13 protein-coding genes are annotated in these 15,066 nt (G+C 62.0%); 7 read left to right on the top strand and 6 right to left on the bottom strand.

Annotated elements, in window-relative coordinates; translation table 11 throughout:
- Positions 1-185: 185 nt before the first annotated feature.
- The 4 genes from V1278_RS27890 to V1278_RS27875 form a co-directional block, all read right to left on the bottom strand.
- The gene (locus V1278_RS27890; protein WP_334384277.1) at positions 186-833 is read right to left on the bottom strand and encodes a hypothetical protein; all 648 of its coding nucleotides are present in this window, start codon (positions 831-833) and stop codon (positions 186-188) included.
- Positions 833-1,369, bottom strand: coding sequence for a c-type cytochrome (locus V1278_RS27885; RefSeq protein WP_334382910.1), 537 nt, complete (start codon positions 1,367-1,369; stop codon positions 833-835). The genes V1278_RS27890 and V1278_RS27885 overlap by 1 nt, the downstream gene beginning before the upstream one ends.
- An 88-nt stretch (positions 1,370-1,457) precedes the next feature.
- Positions 1,458-3,245, bottom strand: coding sequence for a PQQ-dependent dehydrogenase, methanol/ethanol family (locus V1278_RS27880; RefSeq protein WP_334382909.1), 1,788 nt, complete (start codon positions 3,243-3,245; stop codon positions 1,458-1,460).
- A 105-nt stretch (positions 3,246-3,350) separates the two neighbouring features.
- Complete coding sequence (locus tag V1278_RS27875; protein WP_334382908.1) at positions 3,351-3,836, bottom strand: copper chaperone PCu(A)C; 486 nt, start codon at positions 3,834-3,836, stop codon at positions 3,351-3,353.
- Between the two features lie 356 nt (positions 3,837-4,192).
- Between V1278_RS27875 and V1278_RS27870 the strand changes: the two genes are divergently transcribed.
- The 3 genes from V1278_RS27870 (at position 4,193) to V1278_RS27860 (ending at position 6,600) form a co-directional block, all read left to right on the top strand.
- Complete coding sequence (locus V1278_RS27870) at positions 4,193-5,035, top strand: amidohydrolase family protein (protein WP_334382907.1); 843 nt, start codon at positions 4,193-4,195, stop codon at positions 5,033-5,035.
- Between the two features lie 32 nt (positions 5,036-5,067).
- The gene (locus V1278_RS27865) at positions 5,068-6,066 is read left to right on the top strand and encodes an aldo/keto reductase (protein ID WP_334382906.1); all 999 of its coding nucleotides are present in this window, start codon (positions 5,068-5,070) and stop codon (positions 6,064-6,066) included.
- Positions 6,067-6,192: 126 nt separating this feature from the next.
- Complete coding sequence (locus tag V1278_RS27860; RefSeq protein ID WP_334382905.1) at positions 6,193-6,600, top strand: hypothetical protein; 408 nt, start codon at positions 6,193-6,195, stop codon at positions 6,598-6,600.
- A 615-nt stretch (positions 6,601-7,215) separates the two neighbouring features.
- Here the strand turns inward: V1278_RS27860 and V1278_RS27855 are convergent.
- Together V1278_RS27855 and V1278_RS27850 are read right to left on the bottom strand one after the other, a co-directional pair.
- Positions 7,216-8,184, bottom strand: coding sequence for a zinc-binding dehydrogenase (locus V1278_RS27855; protein WP_334367962.1), 969 nt, complete (start codon positions 8,182-8,184; stop codon positions 7,216-7,218).
- Between the two features lie 31 nt (positions 8,185-8,215).
- Positions 8,216-9,211: an NAD(P)H-dependent flavin oxidoreductase gene (locus V1278_RS27850; protein WP_334382904.1), complete on the bottom strand. Its 996-nt coding sequence runs from the start codon at positions 9,209-9,211 to the stop codon at positions 8,216-8,218.
- Positions 9,212-9,959: 748 nt separating this feature from the next.
- Between V1278_RS27850 and V1278_RS27845 the strand changes: the two genes are divergently transcribed.
- The 4 genes from V1278_RS27845 to V1278_RS27830 all read left to right on the top strand — a co-directional run bounded on the left by V1278_RS27845 (position 9,960) and on the right by V1278_RS27830 (position 14,900).
- On the top strand, positions 9,960-10,772 hold the full coding sequence (locus V1278_RS27845) for a hypothetical protein (RefSeq protein WP_334382903.1): 813 nt from the start codon (positions 9,960-9,962) through the stop codon (positions 10,770-10,772).
- A 270-nt stretch (positions 10,773-11,042) separates the two neighbouring features.
- Positions 11,043-11,564 carry a hypothetical protein gene (locus V1278_RS27840; protein WP_334382902.1) on the top strand — a complete coding sequence of 174 codons (522 nt, stop codon included), beginning with the start codon at positions 11,043-11,045 and terminating at the stop codon, positions 11,562-11,564.
- A gap of 112 nt (positions 11,565-11,676) precedes the next feature.
- Entirely contained in the window at positions 11,677-13,410 is a 1,734-nt protein-coding gene (locus V1278_RS27835) for a type I secretion system permease/ATPase (protein WP_334382901.1), read from the top strand.
- Between the two features lie 158 nt (positions 13,411-13,568).
- Positions 13,569-14,900: an HlyD family type I secretion periplasmic adaptor subunit gene (locus tag V1278_RS27830; RefSeq protein ID WP_442893819.1), complete on the top strand. Its 1,332-nt coding sequence runs from the start codon at positions 13,569-13,571 to the stop codon at positions 14,898-14,900.
- The last annotated feature ends 166 nt before the right edge of the window (positions 14,901-15,066 follow it).

Here is a 15,066-nt window from a genome sequence, read left to right as displayed (position 1 = left end):
TCGGCATTTGATTTCCGCTGCTGGCACATTTGAGACGTGCCACGGAGCCCACGACAATCATTGCCGGTCGACATTCCGCGGATGACGCCTTGTCGAGTACGCCATCCGCACCTGCAATCGGTCTTCTACGAAGAAACGAGCCTTAAGCCTTCAGGTCCGTGATCCGCATGATCGCGACCGAGCTGCTAATTCTTGGCTCGCAGGATGCTGATGCGAGATTCGTCGACAAAATTCTTGCTGTCCTGATCGGACCGGCGGAAGAGGTTGCGTTCGACAACGAGTGAACGGCCACTGATCGTCTTGGTGCAGCGCTCCTTGAGATAGATGCCTCCCACTGGCTGGTCTCCTGCACCCGGCTGGCCCTCGGTACATGCCCAGCCGTCCGAGCCGTAGCGCGACTTGGCCTGCAGCCCCAGGAGAAACGCCTTCTTTCGGATATAGAGACGCGCCTTCGGATCGGTCTCGATCTGCAAGCCGGCAACGTGCGCAGTATCGTCGATCAGCAGGGTGAGGATCGCCGGATGACCCGCCACCATCGTGCCGTCGCGGCTGGTCGACGGATCGTAACCAAATCGGATCGCCCGTGTTCCATTCGCGTCGGCAGGGCAGTCACGCCAGTTTTGCCAGCCAGCCAATGTGCGCTTCGGGTCCGCCGCGCAGTAGAAGTCGACGTAACCGGTCTCCGCCAACTCGGCCGCAGCCATTCCGAGGCGAATGTCACGCAGATCGTTGCCGCTGAATTCTTCCGCACCAGCCGGAGAGCTCGCGAGCGTGACGGCCTGCCAGGCAAGCAGGCCCGCAGCAAGAACGCCCGGCAGCTTCAGTCTGAGCATCACTGGCCCTTCCCGGTGCTGGCGGTCGCATCATCTGGCTTCTGCGCTTGGTTCTTGTAGACGTCGCATACCCGCGAGGTGCTTGAGAAGAAGGCGACGCATTCCGCGTAAGTGGGTTCGCCGGCTCCCTTGATGTGGGCGATCATGTAGTCGGCGACGGCTTCAATATCCTTCGGCCGCAGAAACGTTCCGCCCTCGGGCGGCATCTGTGCCCCCGCGTCCTGGCGGTTCATGCCGTGGCATTTCACCTCATCGTAGGCGCCGCGCATAAAGAATGGCATCCCGGTGCCCGGCCGCCCGCAGCCGACGATTTCAATGATCTGATCGCGTGTCAGCTCGGACTTGCGCAGCGACAGCGCATCGCCGCCGTAGCCGCCGCCGCCATTGCCGTGCCATTTGTGGCAGCCCACGCAATTGGCTTTACTGAAAACGGCCTTGCCGGCATTGGTCGGATCCGAAGCTGGCGCTTGCGCCGACTGACCGAAAGCTGTGGTACCAATCGAGAAATTCAGGGCGACGACGCTCACGATCAGCATGCCTGCCGCCGGGAATCTGCTGAAGATCATCATTGCGTCTCTTGTCGAAGGAGGGCCCGCGGTTGGCGGACCCTCCGTTTTTTGGATGTCAGAGTGCGAATACGTAGAGCATCGATCCCGGCTGTATCTTCTTCAGTTCGGGCGTCGAATCGATGAACCACTTGTCCCAGGCGCCGCCAAGGCCGACCAGGATGGCAACGTACTGTTTGCCATCGACCGTAAAGGTCATCGGCGGTGCGTTGACGCCGCCGCCCGTGTTGAACTCCCAGAGCTTCTGCAATGACTTGGCGTCAAGCGCCATCACTTCGCCGGACGGCTGACCGGTGAAGACGAGGTCGGGAGTTGCAAGCATGCCGCCCAAATTGGGGAACGGCGTTTCCATTTTTTGGGCGATCTTGCCGGTCGTCACATCGATCGCAGTCACGCTGCCGGTGATCCTGAATGGCTGGCTCGGGCCGCCGCCGGTCCAGAACTCCCGCGGTTTCAGTTTTTCCGGCGTCATCACCTCGACTTTGATGCGATTGCAGCTCTCGATCACCGGGATGTACCAGAGCTTCAAGTCCGGATTGTAGGCCGTCGGCGGCCAGTTCTTGCCGCCCATGTTGCCGGGGCAGATGTCGGTTTCCAAGTTGGTGCGGCTTGGCGTCACCGACGCGATGTAGGTCTGCACGGCCTTGTTCGGGTCATACTCGATCGGCTTGCCGGTCTCCGCATCGAGCCCCTTGGTCCATGTGACTTTCTTGACGAACGGCAGGCCCCAGACGAACTTGCCGGTGGTGCGATCGATCGCATAGGCGAAGCCGTTGCGGTCGGCTTCGAGCGCGAGCTTCCGCGGACCACTGGGCCCGGGGACGTCGACCAGCACGTTTTCCGCCACGCTGTCGTAGTCGTAGGGGTCGTTTGGCGTGTGCTGATAATGCCACTTGATCTTGCCAGTCGTGGCATCAAGGGCCAGCGAACTATCGGTGTAAAGGTTGTCGCCTGGCCGATATTCATTATCCCAGTCCGGCCCGGGGTTGCCGATGCCCCAGATGATGGTGTCCGTTGCTGGATCGTAGGTGCCTGTTACCCAGGTCGAACCGCCGCCGGCGGCGGCGGCGTTGTTGCTGTCTTTCCAGGTCTCGCTGCCGGGCTCGCCCTTGCCCGGGATTGTGTGGGTGCGCCAGACCTCCTTCTGGGTCGTCAGGTCGGTGGCGGCGATCCAGCCACGGATGCCGTACTCCGCGCCCGCCACGCCGGTGATCGCCATGTTCTTGACGATCAACGGCGCGCCGGTGATCACCTCGCCCTTGTCCGGATCGGCCACCGTGCGCTGCCAGGCAACCTGGCCGGTTTCCTTGTTGGTCGCGATCAGCCGGCCATCAAGCGTATGGGAAATGACGAGATCACCCCACAGCGCGACGCCGCGGTTGTCGACGCCGCAGCACGCCACGGCGCCAGCCCAGTCCCGGTCGGTCTTGGGGTCCATCTTCCAGAGCAACACGCCGCGGCCACCATGCGCATCGATCTTGTAGACTGAACCCCATCCATCGGTGACGTAGAGAAAGCCGTTTTCGGCAATCGGAGTGCCTTCCAGCCCGCCATGGCTCCAGATGCCGCCGCCTTCGATGCCGCCGAGATGCATGGTCCAGGCGACCTTCAGGTTCTTCACGTTATCGCGGTTGATCTCCTTCAGAGTGGAGAACCGGTGAGCCGCGTAATTCTGATGATGATGAAGCCAGTTGCCCGGCTCCTTCTCGACGTTGAGCAGCCGTTCCTGATTGACCTCGTCGGCGGCGGATGCCGGCAGTGCGGCCGTCATGCCCACGGCAGCGACTGCAACGGCGAGCAGGCGCGCTCGCGTGGAGATTCTTGTGTGACCTGAAAATCGCTCCATGAGAAATGCCCTCCTTTTGGCAGTCCACGTTAAATCGAGCGTCCGGCACATCCGGGCGTTTAGCTGAGAAGCCTCGTTCAGCGGCTCACCGGGCCGCTGTCGCGATCAGGGCGTTCGTGAAACCCGCACCTCCGTTTCTTTGGTTCCGCCTTTCTGGAAAACGATGGCGCATGTAAACGTCTCGCCGTCGACAAGTTGCTGCCGCGTCTGCAGCAGCATCACGTGATGTCCGTCGTGCTTGAGTTCGGTCGTCTTGCCCTCCGGGATTGGAATGGATTTGATCTCGCGCATGGCTGGGGCGCCTTCGCCGCGATCGACCGTGTGCCTTACGGCGAAGTTCGCGAACGGACAGCGGACGCGCAACAGGGCGTCGGCTTCGGCCGCATCGTTCCTGATCGTCATCACAAGCGGGAGATCGATACCGATCTGATCGGACGCATGCACCATGGCGTTCGTCACTTGCAACGCTTCACCTGCCGCGGCGAACCCGCGCGTCAGCCAAAGAACAGCAACCAGTCCGAACACAAGAAATGCAATCCGGCCGCGATCAAGCCGTGCGCCATCAGCACCTGATGCCGCTGTCGCGGTCATCGGCTATGTCTCGGCCGAAGGGTAATCCTGCAAATGCGCGGTCAGTCGAGGTACACAAGCGAGGGATGCCCAAACGAAACTCTTCGTTCTGCACATTGGCGTGCCTCCCAAGATCGATTTTTTCTTGTTTCTTGGCGTCTCAAGTTACGCTTCAAAATAAGGCGACGAAAGGGCGCTGCGCATTTTTCCCAATCGATGACCGACAAAAAATGCGCTCGCCTTCACAGCCTCTACGCTGCTCGCTGATCAGGTGATCGAACAGACCGCCTCAGTTCCGCTGTTGGGCCTCGCTTTTGCGCTCTGGACACGAGCCTGCGGCATTGTCCAAAATCTCTCGGTACAGAGGAACCGCCCCGATGCCCATCATCGATTCCCAGGTCCATGCCTACGAGGCGAACAGTCCGAAGCGGCCTTGGCACAGTGTGCCGAACTGGCCCGATCACGTTACGGGTGACGAGATGGTGGCAGCGATGGACAAGGTTGGCGTCGACGGCGCGATCTTCATCTCGGCGTTTTCGTTGTACCGCTACGACGCCAGCTATGCCGTGGAAGTGCAGCGAGCGCATCCCGGCCGGTTCGCGATCGTCAAGCCGGTCGACCCGGATGACCCTGATGTGGCCGACGTCGTCGCGGAGTGGAGGAAGACGCCGGGCGCGGTCGGAATCCGCATCATGCTGACCAAGGAGGCCAAGCGTGCGCCTGACCATCCCGGCCTCGACCGGATTGCGCGTGCGGCGGTTCGCCATGATTTTCCGGTCAACCTCCACTGCTGGGACAATCTGGATGCGGGCAGGGCGCTGATCGATCGCCATCCCGACACGCGGTTCATCATCGACCATCTAGGTATCCTGCAGCCACGCGTGCCGCCGGCGCCGCCCGAACCATGGGCGGAACTGCCGAAGGTGCTGGAACTCGCTGCGCGGCCGAACGCCGTGATCAAGGTCAGCGGCGCCTGCACGCTGTCGCGCGAGCCGTATCCTTTCCCCGATATCTGGGACCCGCTCGCCCGCGTGTTCGATGCCTGGGGTTTCGAGCGCTGCCTGTGGGGCACGGACTGGACGCGGGCGTTCGCCGTCGTCAACTACGAGCAGGCGGTCGAGCCGTTCCTCAGGACCAGCCGCCTGAACGAGAGCGAGCGCGCCATGCTGATGGGCGGCGCTTGCATCAAGGCCTATGGCTGGTCGCCGGAAAAAGGCTAGCGCGCAGGTCATCCACCTCAGGAGGAAACGCGATGGAATTTCGAACCTTTGGCCGCACCGGGATGCGGCTCTCGATCCTCGGCTTCGGCTGCGGCGCCGTCGGCGGGTTGATGGTGCGTGGCGATGCTGCCGACCAGGAGCGAGCCATCGCGCGCGCAATTGCCGCTGGCGTCAACTACTTCGACACCGCGGTGCAGTATGGCGACGGGGAATCGGAAAGGAACCTTGGCCGGGTTTTGCAGAAGCTGAAGCCGGTCGACGTGGTTGTCGCCACCAAGGTCCGGTTGCCGCCTGGCGATCGTGATCGCATTGATGAGGCGGTGCGGCTATCGCTCGAAGGCAGCCTGGCGCGGCTGCGGCTCGAGCGGGTCGATATTTTTCATCTGCACAATCCCATCACCGAGCAAGGCGGCGGGCCGGCGCTGAGCGTGCGGCAGGTGCTGGACGAGGTGGTGCCGGCGTTCGAGCGGCTGCGGCGAGAGGGGAAGATCCGGTTTCTCGGGATCACGGCGCTGGGCGATACGGCGGCGCTGCATCAGGTGATCAATGCGCGCGTGTTCGACAGCGCGCAGGTCGTCTACAACATGCTCAATCCATCTGCCGCCGACGCATTGCCGGCGAAATATCCGGCGCAGGATTATGGACGGCTGTTCGATCACACGGAAACCGCCGGTGTTGGCGTCGTGGGCATCCGCGTGCTGGCCGGCGGGGCGCTGTCGGGTTCGGCGGAGCGTCATCCGATTGCGGGCGCTGCGCCGGAGCCGATCGGCTCTGCCATGAGCTACGATGCCGATGTCGATCGCGCGCGCCGGCTGATGCCGCTGGTGGAGGAGGGATTTGCCGCCAGCCTGACCGAGGCCGCCACGCGGTTTGCGATCTCGCATCCGGCGATGGGCACGATCCTGGTCGGCATGGCGACGCCGCAACAGTTCGAGGATGCACTCGCGGCGGTGGAGAAGGGCCCGCTGCCGCAGGCCGCGCTCGATCGGCTGTCGGAACTGCGGCAGGCGTTTGCCGGCGAGGCGCGATGATCGAAAAACGACGGTCTCGGCTTCCCCTTACCGAATTATTAACCAATCTGCATCAGCCTTAACGAATTATTAACCAATCTGGTTCGGGATTGGCGTCGCGACCAACCGGCACCAAGGGAGCACCCGATGGATACCCGAACGTCTGCCGCACCCGACGAAAAAACGCCTCCGTCGGAATTGGCTTCGGCGACACAACTCAGCAAATCGGAAACGCAAGAGAAGTCGCAGCCCTCCAGCGAACTGGAGATCAGCGCCGAACGAATCAACTCTTCCGTCGCCCGGCTGACCTCAAACTCGATAGGCGAACTTCAGGGGTTGGCTTTCGAACTCCAAAAAATGCAGGACTTCCTGCAGGCCGAAGTCAACAACGTGCAGCGCCAAATCGACAGCGCGTTGGCCGGAATCAATATCATCGTCGAAACGATTAGTCCGTGGAAAAGTATCGCGGGCTCACAAACACTGCCATCCGGTACTCGCAATGTCCGCGCGGGAGGACCGGCGGCCAATATTGAGCAACGCAGTCGCGTCGGGTAGCAGCGTCGCGCGCGTCGCCCGGCCGATATGCAGACTCCCCGACCGAACTGGCGTCGGTGCGGATGCTCGGCTTCATCCCTGCGAGCGCTTCGGTCGAAGTGTACGCTGCGCGGAAGAGAGTGAACGCCGGATCGCCACCACCGCGTCACCAAATCGCCTAACGACTCAACGACACTATTGCAGCGGGGCGCGGGCGATGCGCATGGGTGCATGCAATGGTGCGCTATGGGTCCAATCTATGTCTAACGCCGGCCCTGAGTGGGCTGATTATGGTCGCGCTGCTTGTGCTTGGCGCGATCGTCGTCCGAAGTCTCGGACCGGCTGAGAAAGGTGACCGAGTCATTGCCGTGTCCGAACACAGTAAGGTGAGCACGCGCACTACTCCCGAGAACGGTGGCCGAGCAACCCTCGATCTTGGTGTCGCAGACCTGAGAGGGTCGCTGCCGTAAGATAACTTGCGGTTTACGCTGTCTGGAAAGAGCGGCGGTCTGCGTTCCCCGGATGCTGTGCAGCACGCCGCTTGCGGCGTGATGCACTGCTGATCCGGGATCCACCGCGTGGGTCCCGGCTCTGCGGAGCAGCGCTCACGCGCTGCACCGCGTCCGGGACACAGAGCTAAAACGCCACCACGATTTTGCCGAGGTGCTTGTTGGCTTCCATGTGCTCGAACGCTTTGCCGATCTCGGCGAAGGGATAGACCTTGTCGATCGGCAGTTGCAGTTTTCGTGATTCCACGGCCGGCCAGATGTCTTTGCGGACCTCGTCAAAGATCTCGCGGATTTCCTCGATGCTGCGGGTGCGGAAGGTGACGCCGATATAGTTGATGCGGCGGGCGGCATGGAGGTCGAAATTGAAATCGGCGTGGGTGCCGCCGAGCCGGCCGACATTGACGATGCGGCCCTTGACCTTGGTGGCGGCGAGATTCTGGTTGGCGACCTTGCCGGAAACCTGGTCGACGATCAGGTCGACGCCTTCGCCGTTGGTGGCGTTGAGCACCTGATCGACCCAGCCGGGGTCGCTGGAATCGATCGCGAGATCGGCGCCGAATTCCTTCAGGCGGCCGCGGCGCATCGCGTCCGTCGAGGAGCCGATCACGAGCTTGGCGCCCTTCAGCTTGGCGATCTGCATCGCCATCAGGCCGACGCCGGAGCTGGCGCCCTGGATCAGGACGCTCTGGCCCGGCTGAAGCGCGCCGTTGGTCACGACGGCGTTGTGCATAGTGGCGAGCGCGACGGGGAGGGTGGCGGCTTCCTCGAAGTTCATGTTCGAGGGTGCGCGGAACAGCCGGCCGTGGTCGGCCAGCGTATATTCGGCAAACGCGGCTGCGCCCGAGCCCATGATCTTGTCGCCGACCTCAACACCTTCTGCGTCAGGCCCGAGCTCGGCGACTTCGCCCGCCCATTCCATGCCGAGTACGGTGCCGACGCCACCGGCCGCGCCATGCACGTGGCCCTTGGTCATGCCGAGGTCGGCGCGATTGAGGCCGCAGGCATGCACCTTGACCAGCACCTGCGTGCCCTTCGGCGAGGGCTTTGCGACCTCTGATATTTCGGCGCCGTTGGCGCCGTAGACATAGGCTTTCATGGGCTCTTCTCGTTGTTGGCGGAGACTGTTTTTATTCTGCTGCCTGACGCTGCGCGCCCGACAGCATGCCTTCGAACCGGCTGCGGATGATCGCTTCCGCATCGCGCACGATGCGCGAGATCAGTTCGGCGCAGGTCGGGATGTCGTGGATTAGGCCCTGGACCTGGCCGGCCGACCAGATGCCCTCATCGGCGTCGCCGGTGGCGTAGACCATTTTGCCGCGGGCGCCGGCGACGAGTTCGCGCACGTCCTCGAATTTCGCGCCTTCCCTTTCCATCGCCACCACCTTGGTCGAGATCGTGTTCTTGGCGACGCGCGAGGTGTTGCGCATGGTGCGGAAGATCAGTTCGGTCTCGCGCTCGTCATTGGCGACGATGCGCTCCTTGACGAGCTGGTGAATCGGGCTTTCCTTGGTGCACATGAAGCGCGTGCCCATGTTGATACCCTCGGCTCCGAGCGCGAGGGCTGCGACCAGGCCGCGGCCGTCGCCGAAACCGCCGGAGGCGATCATCGGTATCTTCACCTTGTCGGCGGCGGCCGGGATCAGGATCAGGCCGGGCGTGTCGTCCTCGCCGGGATGGCCGGCGCATTCAAAGCCGTCGATCGAGATCGCATCGACGCCCATCCGCTCCGCCGACAGCGCGTGGCGGACGCTGGTGCATTTGTGGATGATCTTGATGCCGTGCTTCTTGAACTCGGTGACGTGTTCCTGCGGCTTGTTGCCGGCGGTCTCGACGATCTTGATGCCGGCCTCGATGATGGCCTGGCGGTATTCGGCGTAAGGCGGCGGCTTGATCGCAGGCAGAATGGTGAGGTTGACGCCGAATGGCTTGTCGGTCATGTCGCGGCAGCGCGCGATTTCCCTGGTGAGATCCTCCGGCGTCGGCTGCGTCAGCGCGGTGATCAGCCCGAGCGCGCCGGCATTGGCTACGGCCGCAACCAGCTCGGCGCGGCCGACCCATTGCATGCCACCCTGGACGATCGGGTGCTTGACGCCGACGAGCTCGGTGAATCGCGTCTTGATCATGTCTGCCCTCTGTCGTGAGATTTCGATGGGCAGGATGCCGCCACCTCCTGCAAAAGTCTACGGGGCGCGGGGTGGTGGTCAGGACAACGCCATCATGCAAAAGCAGGGGCTGGTTTCCGCAGGGCGGAACAAGTCAGCGTGGGGTCCGGTATTTCCGAGATCACCCGCTAACCGAACATGCTGCCTACCTCCAGATTCACGCAAGGTACCACCCACACCCGAACGGGTGTAACTGATATCGTGTCTATCGCCCGAACGTTTGCGATCCGAATTGACGACTCGGCTTTTGGCTTGCCGGGGTGACATCCTCTCTTGAGTGCGGGAGGCGTCCGTCCGGTCGGCGCGAGACAATTTCGGTAGGGCAACAGTCATGGATCATCGGAGTGTACCGGACCCTGTTCACGGCGTTCCCCTCGACCGCAAGGCTCAGCTCGGAAACGATCTGCCAGGCTCGTGGTGGATGTCCGCGGATTCATGGCCACGCTTCCTGACCCACACGGGAGATAACAGCGCCGGCAATGGCGGCAAAGGTCATTTTGCCGGGAGCCTGATCCATAGCAGCTACGCTGGTTTCGAGCCACTCAACGTGGCATGGCCGGGCGTCCATGCGCCAGCCCTCGCCAATCAGTCGAACATCGCCTATTTTGATCAGTCCGCAAGCCAGATCGCGGGAGTTGGCGGTGACGGCGGCAATTGGAACGCCGCATCGGGTGGAAGCGTCGGCGCGCTCGGGCCTGCCGGCCCTGGCGTGATCGCCACCGGTGACAACAGTGCCGGCAATGGTGGCGATGGCTACTTCTCCGGAGTAATGGTGCATGCTCCTGTCGCGGTCTATAACCCGATCAATATTGCGGTGGCGGGTGCCCATGCGACGGCCGACGCTCATCAGACGAACAACGTGGAGTTCGATCAATCCGCGACCCAGATCGCGGGAGTTGGCGGCGACGGCGGCAACGGAAATGCAGCATCGGGCGGAAATGTCAGCGCGATCGGGTCTACCGGCTCTGGCGCGACAGGCACCGGCGACAACAGCGCCGGCAATGGTGGCGACGGATACGCCTACGGGGGCATCGTTCACGCGACCTTTGCGTTCTACTATCCGATCAACATTGCCGTGGCGGGATATAATTCCACCGCCAACGCCGATCAGACAAACAATGTGGTGTTCGATCAATCCGCTTTTCAGATGGCCGGCGTGGGGGGTGATGGCGGGAACGGTAATCACGCGGTTGGCGGAACTGCAGATATCTTCTCTTCCATCTTCGAGTTAATTGGCTCTGATGTAATAGCGACCGGCAACAACAGCGCCGGCAACGGCGGCAACGGCCACTTCTCGGGAAGCATGATCGACATCGACGTGGCGATCTACGCCCCGATCAACATTGCGGTCGCCGGCTACAATTCAACAGCCGAGGCTCATCAGAGCAACAATGTCGTGTTCGACCAGAGCGTGATCCAGATTGCCGGAATCGGTGGCGACGGCGGCCACGGCAATGCTGCGCTTGGCGGCGATCTCGCCATGCATCTGTTGTCGGACCTTCACCTGCTGGATCATGACTAGAGCCTTTTGTGTTTCGATAGAATCGAAACGCGATTCCAGGTTTTGATTTGACGCGTCTTCCTGGCGCGAACCTCTTCGCTTCACTCGAAAACGCTCGAGCAGCACTGGAGCTGCCCAGATCTTGGCGGCGCGACGGTAGCATTTCGGGCGTACACCGTTGTCACTGGGTGGCATCAGCTTTGGCGGCTAGACCGCGCCAGTCTCCAAATCCAAGATCGTTGCTGTCCACATTGGGACGCACAGTGCGCAAACCAAGTCAGGGAGTCTCACATGGCAAAGGCATCATTTCCTTCCGACACGATCGTGTTCAAGGCGTCGACCGGCGGCAACAGCGCAGGGAACGGTGGAGACGGTTACAACGAGGGTAACATCATCAGCAACCCGAGTATCCACTTCAACCCGACCAACAAGGCCGAAGGCGCCGACGTCCACGTCAAGAACGGCGATGACGTTTATCAGAAGGCATACTGGGACGCCGGGGGCGCGAATGCGAAGGCGGAGAAGCATTCCAAGGCAGAGGGCGGCAAGGCCGTCTCGAATGGCGACCAGGAATCGGAGAGCGGCCATAACAAGTCCGACGTGGATGCCAACACGAAGGCCTATCAGGAAAACTGGCTCGCTGCGGACCAGAGCCAGACCGTGATGGCCGGTGTCGGCGGCGACGGCGGAGACGAAAACAAGGCGGAAGGTGGAGATATCTACTTCAAGGCCAGCATCGAATCCGCGAACCTGAACGACGTGCTCAACGATTCCAAGTACTTCGATATCGACGATTCAGGCATGTTTAGCTGATCCATGCCTGTGTGGGGTGAGGCCGGCGGCGCAATGCCGCCGGTTCTCAATTCGTCGCGGAGTCGACGAGGAGTGAGCGGAAGGTTCGGACTTCAGATCTGGCGGGACCGCAATGCTGATGCCACCGCTCCAACTGCAGACGATGTCACCACCGCGGACGCCGTTGAAGTCGGCGTTGCGGGCCTGCGCGGGGTCGTTCGGACTCGTTTTCGCGTATAGCTGCAGCTACAATCTCCTTCTTCTCGCGCCTTCCATCTATCTGCTTCAGATCTATGATCGCGTGCTGTCGAGCCGCAGCGGCGATACGCTCCTGATGCTGACGCTCATCGTCGCGTTTACCGTCGTGGTCGGCGGAGTGCTGGATGCGCTGCGCCGCGCCGCATTGGGCCGGATGGGTGAGTGGCTTGAAGAAGAACTTCATCCGGCAGCGCTCTCCGCCTGCCTCAAATGCGCCCATGTCGATCGGGCGCGGGCATCGGAAGCCTATCGCGACCTTGCGGTCCTGCGTCAGTTCGCCCAGTCCGGAGCCTGCTCTACGTTGTTTGACGCGCTCTGGACGCCGCTCTTCCTCGGGGTTCTCTTCCTCGTGCATCCCTTGCTCGGGGTGATAGGTGTGCTCAGCGTGCTCTTCCTGCTTGGGCTCGGGCTTGCCGAAGACTGGTTCACGGAAGCAGCGCGGGCGCGGTCGGCTGCCGCGGCGACGAGGAGCCAGGGATGGTTCGGCATGGCCGTCGGAAACCTCCACGTGATCAGGGCTATGGGAATGCTCGACGGCGCCGCGCGCCTGATCCGCCAGACTGCGCAGGATGCGAGGAGCGAGCAAGAGGTGGTCCAGCGCCGCCATGAAACCATCATGCTGATTTCCAAACCCGCGCGGGCGCTAGCGCAGGTCCTGATCATGGGTACTGCCGCCTGGCTCGTCCTGGAACAAAGCCGAAGTCCCGGCATCATCTTTGCCACGACCTTGTTGTTCGGACGCGCGCTCGCGCCCGTTGAAGGGGCGGTTGCAGGCTGGAAGGCATTCGCGATGGCCTTGGCCGCCTACCGCCGGCTCAACGACGTCATGTCCGGCGTCACCACGGTTGCGAACGTCAGAGACCTGCCGGAGAGGCCGAAGGGCAATCTCATTGTCAACAATGTTGGCGTCGGCGTCTCAGGATCGGACTGTTGGATGCTGAAGGACGTCTCATTCAGTCTCGCACCCGGTGAATGCCTGGGCATCATTGGTCCATCTGGCTCCGGCAAATCCACGCTCGGCAGGATCATCACCGGAATCTCCGCGCCGACGGCAGGTTCGGTCCTGCTCGACGGCATCGATATTCTAGCCCTGCACGATTCGCGCGGCGGCGGGCGCCTCGGATATCTGCCGCAGGATATCGATCTGGTCGGAGAAACAGTAAAGGACATCATTGCACGGCTGGACGACGCCGATCTGCAGAAGATCATTGAAGCAGCGAAGCTGGCCGGCCTTCACGAGACGATCATTCGTCTCCCGCAGGCATACGATACGGTCGTCAATGGCGCAGCGGCCAATCTCCCACGTGGATTTCGCCAGCGCCTCGGCCTTGCACGGGCGTTTTTTGGCGACCCGCAGCTCGTGGTCCTCGACGAGCCGAACTCCAGCCTGGACAGTCTCGGCGAGCGCATGCTCTTCGACGCCATCGAACGGATGAAGGCGGCCAATACAACGGTGATCATCATCACCCACCGGATAGGGATCCTCGGCGCAACGAACAAGCTTGCCATCATGCAGGGCGGCGCGATCAGCGCATTCGGTGAGAGCAGGGAAATTTTCGAAAGGTGTTTGGCAAGACCTCAAGTTACTTCGCGTGACCCTGTCTCATGAAGAGTTCATTCACTCACGTCGATGTTCGGGAGATTCCACGCTGGCTGAGATCGGCGGCGCTGGCGCTGCGCGACCGGCTGCGCGGTGTCACCTGGATCAGCATCAAACCTCTTCACCGGCTCTGGGCTCGCCCAAAAATTGCATTCGCTCACGTAGAGATCTGGGACGTTCCACGGTGGCTGAGGTCGGCGCCCCCGACGCTTCGCGACCGACTTCGCGGCGTCACCTGGACCGGAAATCTGCTGGTTTGCGGCTTCGTCATCGGTCTCGGTACCTGGTCGACCTATGCACCCCTCGAGAGCGCCGCGATTGCTGTCGGCACCGTCGAATCCGAATCGAGCCGTAAGACGATTCAGCACCTTGAGGGCGGCATCATCAGGGAAATTCTGGTCGCGGACGGTGACGTTGTCCGCGCTGGACAAACGCTGATCTCGTTGGAGGACACCAAGGCCCGTGCCGAAGTCCAGAGCCTGCAAGGCCAGTTGTGGGAGGCGACGGCGCGAGAGGCACGGCTGCAGGCGGAACAGCGCGGAGACGAGCGGGTATCATTTCCGGGCAGGTTAGAGATGGCGCAGATGGCGAGTCCTTCAGTCGCGGATGTCCTTGCGGGTCAGCAAGCCATCTTCGAAACGCGCCGGCAGGTCTTTCTATCGCAAGCGGCCGTAAATCGGGAGAAGCGGTCGCAGGTGGAAAAGGAGATCGAGGGCCTCAGGGCGCAGGAAAGCGCCGCCGCAAGGCGCATCGACATCGTCCGCGAGGAAGCGGCAACGGTGGCCACGCTCGTCAGCAAGGGGCTTGAGCGGCGACCGCGGCTTCTGAACCTCGAGCGAGAGATAGCTGACATCGAAGGACGGCGGGGAGAGATTGTCGCGCAGATATCGCGCGCGGGGCAGGCCATCAACGAATCCGAGGCTGTTCTCCTCAAACTGGAGCATGACCGTCAAAACGAGATCGCGCAGTCGCTGCGCGAGGTACAGAACCAGATCTTTCAGATATGGGAACGACTGCGGGCGGCCGACGACCAACTCTCGCGAACGATGGTCAAGGCGCCCGAGGACGGCGTGGTAACCGACCTGAAGATCCATACGCCAGGCGGCGTTATCGGCGCCGGGGCACCCCTCATGGATCTGGTTCCCCGGCAGGACCGGCTCATCGTGATTGCGCGCGTCAGGCCCGAAGACATCGATGTGGTCCGTCTCGGACTGAGCGCCGAAGTGAATCTCCTGCCCTATAATCAGCGCCGCGTACCACGGCTCCATGGGACTGTGACGCACGTTTCTGCCGATCGTCTAGTCGATAAGCGCACTGATCAGCCGTACTACGCAGCGAAGATTCGGGTTCAGAATCTGGTCGGCGCCGGGATCGATAGTGTCCAGATTATTCCGGGAATGCCGGCGCAGGTATTCATCAAGACGGGTCACGGCACCGTGGCGCTCTACGCTCTCAGGCCTCTGCTCGACAGCTTCCACGGCGCGTTCCGGGAGGATTAAGCTGCGACCCGAACGGCGAGCTCGGGCAGCTCTCAAGATGATCGCACGCGTGAGGGTAGAGCGCGATGACCTTTCTTCGGATCGTCATCTCGCTCTATCTCTTTGATTTGAGCATGATCTCCGCGCAAACGCGTTCGCGTTTGTCGCGATGGAAAACCGGTTTCCA

This window comes from Bradyrhizobium sp. AZCC 1577 (assembly GCF_036924575.1).
Classification (GTDB): Bacteria; Pseudomonadota; Alphaproteobacteria; order Rhizobiales; family Xanthobacteraceae; genus Bradyrhizobium.
The sequence above is the reverse complement of the archived record's forward strand: the minus strand, read 5'-3'. Positions and strand labels throughout refer to the sequence as shown.

Coding starts and splice junctions, on each gene's coding strand:
- V1278_RS27860 (WP_334382905.1), top strand. CDS start 6,193: ATGGATACCCGAACGTCTGCCGCACCCGACGAAAAAACGCCTCCGTCG.
- V1278_RS27890 (WP_334384277.1), bottom strand. CDS start 833: ATGCTCAGACTGAAGCTGCCGGGCGTTCTTGCTGCGGGCCTGCTTGCC.
- V1278_RS27835 (WP_334382901.1), top strand. CDS start 11,677: ATGCTGATGCCACCGCTCCAACTGCAGACGATGTCACCACCGCGGACG.
- V1278_RS27880 (WP_334382909.1), bottom strand. CDS start 3,245: ATGGAGCGATTTTCAGGTCACACAAGAATCTCCACGCGAGCGCGCCTG.
- V1278_RS27855 (WP_334367962.1), bottom strand. CDS start 8,184: ATGAAAGCCTATGTCTACGGCGCCAACGGCGCCGAAATATCAGAGGTC.
- V1278_RS27840 (WP_334382902.1), top strand. CDS start 11,043: ATGGCAAAGGCATCATTTCCTTCCGACACGATCGTGTTCAAGGCGTCG.
- V1278_RS27870 (WP_334382907.1), top strand. CDS start 4,193: ATGCCCATCATCGATTCCCAGGTCCATGCCTACGAGGCGAACAGTCCG.
- V1278_RS27875 (WP_334382908.1), bottom strand. CDS start 3,836: ATGACCGCGACAGCGGCATCAGGTGCTGATGGCGCACGGCTTGATCGC.
- V1278_RS27885 (WP_334382910.1), bottom strand. CDS start 1,369: ATGCTGATCGTGAGCGTCGTCGCCCTGAATTTCTCGATTGGTACCACA.
- V1278_RS27865 (WP_334382906.1), top strand. CDS start 5,068: ATGGAATTTCGAACCTTTGGCCGCACCGGGATGCGGCTCTCGATCCTC.
- V1278_RS27850 (WP_334382904.1), bottom strand. CDS start 9,211: ATGATCAAGACGCGATTCACCGAGCTCGTCGGCGTCAAGCACCCGATC.